This window comes from Streptomyces sp. NPDC046203, from assembly GCF_040646255.1.
Taxonomy (GTDB): domain Bacteria; phylum Actinomycetota; class Actinomycetes; order Streptomycetales; family Streptomycetaceae; genus Streptomyces.
Genome location: NZ_JBEYZX010000024.1, coordinates 87,209 through 94,678 on the forward strand (window position 1 = coordinate 87,209; position 7,470 = coordinate 94,678).

At 72.4% G+C, this 7,470-nt stretch carries 6 protein-coding genes, 1 rRNA gene and 1 pseudogene; 2 read left to right on the top strand and 6 right to left on the bottom strand.

The genetic code is table 11. From position 1 onward, the window contains the following. Positions 1-336: 336 nt before the first annotated feature. Positions 337-1,917 carry a S8 family serine peptidase gene (locus ABZ990_RS18945; protein ID WP_361232362.1) on the bottom strand — a complete coding sequence of 527 codons (1,581 nt, stop codon included), beginning with the start codon at positions 1,915-1,917 and terminating at the stop codon, positions 337-339. 241 nt (positions 1,918-2,158) lie between these two features. On the opposite strand from ABZ990_RS18945, the gene ABZ990_RS18950 reads away from it, so the two are divergent. Then, a complete protein-coding gene (locus ABZ990_RS18950; protein WP_361232365.1) occupies positions 2,159-3,289 on the top strand; it encodes a threonine synthase in 1,131 nt (376 codons plus the stop codon). On the opposite strand, the gene ABZ990_RS18955 is transcribed toward ABZ990_RS18950, so the two are convergent. The 4 genes from ABZ990_RS18955 to ABZ990_RS18970 form a co-directional block, all read right to left on the bottom strand. Continuing rightward, a complete protein-coding gene (locus tag ABZ990_RS18955; RefSeq protein ID WP_361232368.1) occupies positions 3,286-3,438 on the bottom strand; it encodes a hypothetical protein in 153 nt (50 codons plus the stop codon). The two genes, ABZ990_RS18950 and ABZ990_RS18955, sit on opposite strands and share 4 nt — an antisense overlap. 12 nt (positions 3,439-3,450) lie before the next feature. Next, entirely contained in the window at positions 3,451-3,768 is a 318-nt protein-coding gene (locus ABZ990_RS18960; RefSeq protein ID WP_361232371.1) for a hypothetical protein, read from the bottom strand. Positions 3,769-3,919: 151 nt separating this feature from the next. Then, positions 3,920-4,687, bottom strand: coding sequence for a DUF4232 domain-containing protein (locus tag ABZ990_RS18965; protein ID WP_361232374.1), 768 nt, complete (start codon positions 4,685-4,687; stop codon positions 3,920-3,922). 194 nt (positions 4,688-4,881) lie between these two features. Further along, positions 4,882-7,107 (bottom strand): DEAD/DEAH box helicase, encoded by a 2,226-nt coding sequence (locus ABZ990_RS18970; RefSeq protein WP_361232377.1) that lies wholly within the window; start codon positions 7,105-7,107, stop codon positions 4,882-4,884. A gap of 73 nt (positions 7,108-7,180) precedes the next feature. Between ABZ990_RS18970 and ABZ990_RS18975 the strand changes: the two are divergent. Continuing rightward, positions 7,181-7,276 (top strand): annotated as a pseudogene (locus tag ABZ990_RS18975) (Uma2 family endonuclease); the annotation flags it as partial. A gap of 102 nt (positions 7,277-7,378) precedes the next feature. Here the strand turns inward: ABZ990_RS18975 and rrf are convergent. Beyond that, positions 7,379-7,470 (bottom strand): 5S ribosomal RNA (gene rrf, locus ABZ990_RS18980); the annotation flags it as partial.

The window sequence follows — 7,470 nt, forward strand, 5'->3', positions numbered from 1 at the left end:
CCCCGGCTCCTGGGGCGGCTGCGGGGTCGGGGAATCCTGCGGCGGCGGGGCGGGGTCCACGAGTACGGTGCTCCTCATCGGGACGGAATGGAATTCGAACGGGCGCGCGCATCCTACGCGTTTCGGGGCCAAGGGGGCGATCTTGCGAGGTTCGCCGGCGCCGACGACACCGCCGACACCGCCGGCCGACCGTCCGACAGCGGTACGACGGCCTTCGGGCCCTCGGGTCGAACTCCACCGGCCCCGGCACACACCGAAGAGGGCGGTCGCCGTCACGGCGACCGCCCTCCTCATTCCCGCTCCGCGCGCGCCCGCGTCAGATCGGAACCGCCCGGATCAGAACTGCAGCGCCCAGGAGTTGATCCGGCCGGTGTCGTACGTGTAGTTGTCCGTGACCCGCAGCTTCCACGTGCCGTTCGCGGTCTTCGCCGAGGCGTCGACGCTGTACGTGGTGTCGATGTCGCGGGTGCTGCCGCCGGTGCCGGACGCCTTCAGCGTGGAGGCCGTGCCGTCGGGGGCGATCAGCTGGATCTGGAGGTCACCGATGTAGGTGTGGGTGATGTTCACCGGGATCCGGAGGGTGGCCGGGGCGTTGCCGGTGACTCCGGTGACGGTGATCGGGGATTCGACGGTCGCGTTGTCGTTGATCGCGTACGCCGTGTTGTTCTCGAAGCGCGCGCCGGTGGGCGGCGGGGTGGAGTCGCCGGTGCCCACGTACAGCAGCCGGTTCGGGGAGCCGGTGCCGGGGCTGGTCACCACGTTCGGGGTGGCGGCCGCGGTCAGGGCCGCCTCGACCTGGGCCGGGGTCGCGGTCGGGTTGGCCGCCAGATAGAGGGCCGCGGCGCCCGCGACGTGCGGGGTGGCCATCGACGTGCCCGAGATGGTGTTGGTGGCCGTGTCGCTGGTGTTCCAGGACGAGGTGATGGACGAGCCCGGCGCGAACAGGTCGAGACCGGCACCGTAGTTGGAGTAGCTGGCCTTGGCGTCGGTGGACGTCGTCGCGCCGACCGTGATGGCCTCGGCAACGCGGGCCGGCGAGTGGTTGGCCGCGTTGTCGGTCTCGTTGCCGGCGGCGACGGCGTAGGTGACACCGGAGGCGATCGAGCGGCGCACCGCGGCATCGAGGACGCTGTCGACCCCGCCGCCGAGGCTCATGTTCGCGACGGCCGGCTTCACCGCGTTCGCGGTCACCCAGTCGATGCCCGCGACGACCTGGGCGGTGGTGCCGGAACCGGAGTTGTTGAGCACCCGGACACCGACGATCTTCGCCTTCTTGGCGACACCGTACGAGTTGCCCGCGACGGTTCCGGCGACATGGGTGCCGTGGCCGTGGCCGTCCTGCGCGGTGTCGTCGTTGTCGATGGCGTCGTAGCCGTAGGAGGCACGGCCGCCGAGGTCGCTGTGGGTGATGCGGACGCCGGTGTCGATGATGTACGCGGTGACGCCCTGCCCGCCGCTGTCCGGGTAGGTGTAACTCTGGTTGAGCGGCAGCGCCTTCTGGTCGATCCGGTCGAGGCCCCAGGACGGCGGGGAGGGCTGGGTGCCGTCGATGGTGAAGACGCGATCCTGGCTGACGGAGGCCACCGCCGGGTCGGCGGCAAGCTTTCTGGCCTGCGCCTCGGAGAGTTCGACCGCGTAGCCGTTGAGCGCGGCGTGGTACGTCCGCTTGATCTTGGCGCCGAACTTCGTCGCGACGGCTCGGCCCTGCGCCGAGTCCGCGCGGGTGGCGGAGTCGCGCAGGGTGACGATGTAGCTGCCGGGGACGGTCCCTTCCGCGCCGGCGTTCAGGACCACGCCTTCGGCGGGGCTCTGGGCGGCGGCGGCCGGCAGGCCGGAGAGGGAGCCGAGGGCGAGGGCGGCGACGGCCATGGCGCCGACGGCGGCGAGCCTGCGGCGTGAGTCACGCATCACGGTCATGTGAGGGGTCCTCCTCATTGGTGGTGCGTTGCTGTGGGGGTGCGGCACCGGATGACGCGGGGCGGTGCCCGTTTTGATGAACAGCCGCGAATCTTCATGGGCATGACAAGAAGACACGGAGAGGTCCGCGCCGCTCGTCACGTCCGGGTACTTCACGAAAGATTGACCGACTCATGGGAATCGCACAAGAGTCCCGAGCGTCGCGCCACACGGCCGACACACGGCTGACAGACTTGCGGCCATGACGGCCTACGTATGCGCCCGCTGCCGGGTCCACGCCCCCGCATCCGCTCTCACCTGGTGCTGCCCGCGCTGCCGGGGCCCCTGGGACCTCGACTTCACCGCCGCCCCGGTGGACCCGAAGGCCCTGCCGTCCCGCGTGAATTCACTGTGGCGTTACGCGGAAGCCCTTCCGCTCGCCACCGAGATCCCGCACATCAGCCTCGGCGAGGGACGCACGCCCCTGGTCCCGCTGACCGACACGGTGTCCGCCAAACTCGACTTCCTGTCACCGACGTTGTCGTTCAAGGACCGCGGCGCGGTGATGCTCGCCGAGCTGGCCCGCCGCCTCGGCCCCGACACGGTCATCGCCGACAGCAGCGGCAACGCCGGTACGGCCGTGGCCGCTTACTGCGCCCGCGCCGGTCTCGACTGCTCCGTGTACGTCCCCGAGGGCACGTCACCGAAGAAGCTGGAGCAGATCCGCGCGCACGGCGCCCGCGTGGTGATCGTCCCCGGGGACCGCGAGGCGACGGCCCGCGCGACCCGGCTGGCCGCCGACGAGCCGGGGGTGTTCTACGCCTCGCACGTGTACAACCCGCACTTCCTGCACGGGACGAAGACGTACGCGTACGAGCTGTGGGAGGACCTCGGCGGCCGGCTCCCGGACACCCTGGTCGTCCCCGTCGGCAACGGCACCCTGCTCTTGGGTGCGGCCCTCGCGATCGAGGAACTGTACGGCCACGGGCTCGTCGACCGCCAGCCCGCGCTCGTCGCGGTCCAGGCCGAGGCCGTCTCGCCGCTCGCCGCGGCCTTCCACGCGGGTGCGGACGACCTGCCCGAACCGGCCGCCGCCCGGCCCACCCTGGCCGAGGGCATCGCCATCCCGAACCCGCCGCGCGCCGCGCAGATCCTGCGCGCGGTCCGCGCCACCGCCGGCACCTTCCTCACCGTGACGGAGGAGCAACTCCGTTCGGCACAACTCGACTTGGCCCGACGCGGACTGTACGTGGAACCGACCGGCGTCGCCTGCTGGGCCGCCGTCCGCGCCAACCCACCGCGCCCCGGCAGCACCGTCGTACCGCTGTGCGGGGCGGGCGCGAAGACGGGCCTCGCGGCCCCGCCGGAGGAAGGACCTCAGCCGGTCCGTTAGGTGCCGTGCGCCGCGTACCGGACGAGCACGGCCCGCTCCCCCTCGAAGCGTTCCTCCAAGCACTCCTCGAAGCACTCCTCGAAGCACTCCTCGCGGGACGCGCCGAGCGCGAACCGCAGGAGTACGGAGGAGGGTTCACCGAGAAACATCGGGCCCGACCGTCAGGCCCCTTGTTCGTACGCGATCCGGGGCTTGGCCGTCGCCATCCACTCCGAACCCAGCCATCCGGCCGCGAGGAGGGTCGCCGCCAGCGCCAGGGCGAGCAGCGCGGGCCGCCGACGGCGCAGCAGCGCCCAGACGGCGAGCGTGAGGGCGGGCGTGACGACCAGCAACACCGGCAACTGCACCCACAGCACGCTGAAGTTCCGCCCCTCCCCCTCGAAACCCCCGGCCAGCGCGGGACCCGCACCCATCCCCCAGACCAGGAATCCGGTCAGGAAGCCGCCCAGAAGGGCAAGACAGCCGATTCCGTCCTTCATGGCCAGGAGGACGCGCGAGGAGCCGCCCGGGTTCCGGGTTTCCGGATGTCCCGCTTCCGGGCCGGTGGGCCGAGGCCGGGGACTAACCGAGAGCCCGCCGCCCGGGGCCTCACCAGCCGTGCGAGAGCCCGCCGTCTCAGAACTCGCCGGCTCAGAACTCGTCGGCGCCGTTGCGCAGCTCGTACGTCCAGTAGCCCGTCTTGGCGACGGCCTCGTCCACGGCCAGACCGCCCGCCGGAGCCTTGACGTCGACGCTGCCCTCGGTGGGCGCGCCACCGGTGAAGAAGTTGACGCTGAAGGAGGTGACGACCTTGTTGTCCTCGTGGACACCACCGTTGGCGATGCGCACGTTCGCGTACGCCGGGGCGCCCGCGGCCAGGACGACCGGGGCGGCCGGCTTGCTCTTGGCGACGGCCGGGATGTCCTTGGCGGTCTGGATCTGGCCGAACGCGAGCAGCGGGTAGCCCTCAAGGCGGCAGGAGTGGCCGGAGATGTTCTTCGCGGTGAGCGTGATGTGCTCGGTCGGCACCTCGTCGGCCTTTTCCGCGGTGACCTTCACGTCCTTGAACGTGCAGCTCGGTGTGGAGCCCGAAGCCTTGGCGGCGGCCGGGGCCGCGGCCTTGCCGGAGGAAGCCGAACCGCCGGTGCCCGAACCGCTGCTCTTCGAGCCGCCGGAGGTGGAGGCGGTGGTGGCCTCGGTGGTCGTACCGGACGTGTCCGTCGCGGTGGAGTCCTGCGAGCCGTTCGCGGCCGCGGCGCCGGCGGACGCGGAGGCCGAAGCGGGGACGGAGGCGGCCCCGGCGCCCTCGTCCCGGCCCTTGTCGTCCCCGCCGCCACAGGCGGTGAGGCCCAGCGACAGGGCGGCGACGGCAGCGACGGCCAGGACGGTGTTCTTGGAGTTCTTACGGTGGTTGCGCATGGTCCTTCTTCCCCCGGTTCAGTTCGGACGGCCCCGCACTCGGTGCCACCTCTACTGTCGCGCCCGCCCTTGCCGTCCGGCTTGCGTACCGCTAACGCCCTCTTGCCGCCCGCTCACCTGCGACTTCGCCGCCCACCCGGCACCCTCACGCCGTCCTCACGCGACCGGACGGCCGGAGTCCGATCACCCCCGGGTCAGGGCCGATCTGCCACAGGCCGGCCCTCGCTCGGACCCACGGCCCCGAGACGCGCCTGCTCCTCCTCGACGATCCGGCGGGCCAGCTCGGTGTCCGACACGTCGACGGCGTCGGGATCCGCCTCGGCCACGGCACTGCGCCGGGCATACGCGTCGAAGAGCCGGTTCTTCTCCTCCAGCATCGCGACCAGCCGCTCGTCCACGCCCCCGGTGGCCAGCAGCCGGTGCACGCGGACCGGCCTGACCTGGCCCATCCGATGGGCCCGCGCCACCGCTTGGTGCTCGATGGTCGGCTTGATCTGCGGCTCGCAGAGCACGACGACGGAGGCGGCCTGCATATTGAGCCCGACGCCGGCCGCCTGGATCTGGGCCAAGAGCACCGCGGGCCCCGGCACGGCGGCGAACTCGTCGACGATCCCCTGCCGCCGCGCCGCCGGAACCGAACCGTCGAGCGGACCGCACACCGTCGCCCCACCGCCGGCGAGTTCCGCGGCGAGCGCGTCCTTCACCACGCTCAGCACGTCCTTGAAGTACGAGAAGACCACCGTCTTCTGCCCGTTCTCACCGGCTTCCCGGACGATCTCGCGCAGCCGCTCCAGCTTGGCGGAGCCCGTGGGACGCGCGTAGGCGGCCCGGCGCATCGCCATGAAGTTGCCGGCGTGCACGGCCTCCCGGTACGCCGCGTCGTCCGACGCGCTCGGCTGCTCCCACTCGTCGGTCCGCTGGAGGCTCGGGAGTTCCGTCAGCACGTCCTCCTGGTTGCGCCGGAGGTACACGGGCGCGACGGCCTGGCGAAAAGCGACCGACCCGACCGGTCCGCCCTGCCCGCCGAGGGTGTCCGCTACGCCGGCATCGAGCATCCCGACCAGATTGCGGAACTCCCCGACCCGGTTCTCCATCGGCGTCCCGGTCATGAACAGGGCGCGCTCGCAGCGCTCGGCCCACAGCGCGACCGCCTGGGACCGCTTGGCCTGCGGGTTCTTCACCGCGTGCGCCTCGTCGACGACGAGCAGCCCGACCTCCCCGCCACCCGGCGCCGGAAATCCGCGCAGCGCCTCGTACGTGGTCACCCCGACCCCGCCCCGTCCCTTCCAGTCCGCGAACGCCTCGTGCCGGTCGGGCCCGTGGAGCACCACGACCCGCAGGGCGCTGCGGGCCTCGATCTCCCGGGTCCAGTTCACGAGGACGCTCGCCGGACACACCACGACGAAGTGGCTCTGCCCCTCGGCGGCCAGGTGCGCGAGGACGGCGATCGCCTGGATCGTCTTCCCGAGCCCCATCTCGTCGCCGAGGACCACCTTGCGCTGGGCGAGGGCGAAGCGGGCGCCGAACGCCTGGTAGCCGCGCAGCGAGACCCGCCGGTGGGTGTCGTCGAGCTGCTGGGCGCGCACCCGCTCGGCGATGCCCTCCGGCAGGAACCCCTCGGCGGCGGCCGCGTCCGGCAGCCGGCCGGAGATCTCGGCGAGCAGGCTGTAGTACTCGGCGGAGCGCAGCTCGAAGTCCACCCACGCCGCGACCTCGGACGCCGGTCCGCGCAGCAGGTCCACCGAGGCCTGGGCGAACAGCTCGGGCAACTCCTCCCGCGCCGCTTCCTCCGTCAGCTCACGGACCTCGGCGACCGCCGCCAGGGCCCGCGCCCGCTTCTCCTGACCGGCCAGCAGCATCCGGAACCGCCCCGCGGCGGGCTTCGCGTCGGCGAGCGGCGGACCGATCCGCTCGGCCAGCGCCACCGCGCGGTCCACCGCGCGCCGGGCCCCGGGACCGGCCTCCACCAGGACGTGCAGGGCGGTCACGAGCGCGGTGGTGTCCGGCTCGGGCCGGTCGACGTCGATGCGCACGGCGACCGTCTCGTGCACGGCCTCGGCCAGCCGGCGCGCGGCGGCCAGCGCCTGATCGGCCGTACGCTGCCCGACCCCGGGTATCTGCCGCAGCCGATAGGAGCCGGCGTCGAGCACCCGCCCGACCGTGCCGAAACCGTTCTTCTCGACCTGCCCCAGCCGCAGCCGCCCCTCGGTGACATCCTGCAGCCGGGAGACGGGCAGGGCGTCGAGCTCGCGCGCGACCGCCGCGTCGTGGAGCGGCTTCAGCGCGGCCCGTACGGCGTCGACCGCCCGCGCGTGATCACCGGCCACGGCCCGCGCCGCCTCGTACAGCCGCACCCCGTCGGCGACCGCCTCCCGCTCCCCACGCCCCACGCGCCCGCCCCTCTCGTACCGTCCCCGCATCCTCCCACCGGCCACGACCGCTTCCACTACCGTGCCCCCATGACCGCATTGCCCGACTGGATGCATCCGCCGCGCGCCCGCCGGCATCTTCCGGAACACCCTCCGCCGTACGGTTCCCTTCGAGATCAGCCTCGACCTCGACAAACTCACGCCGCCTCGCCGCCGCTGACCTTGCCGGCCATGGGGCTCCCCGACCGGGGTCCTCGCGGTATCGGCCCGTAAACGCAGAAAAGCCCCGCACCATAAGGTGCGGGGCTTCCCCACAAAAATTGTTCGGCGGCGTCCTACTCTCCCACAGGGTCCCCCCTGCAGTACCATCGGCGCTGAAAGGCTTAGCTTCCGGGTTCGGAATGTAACCGGGCG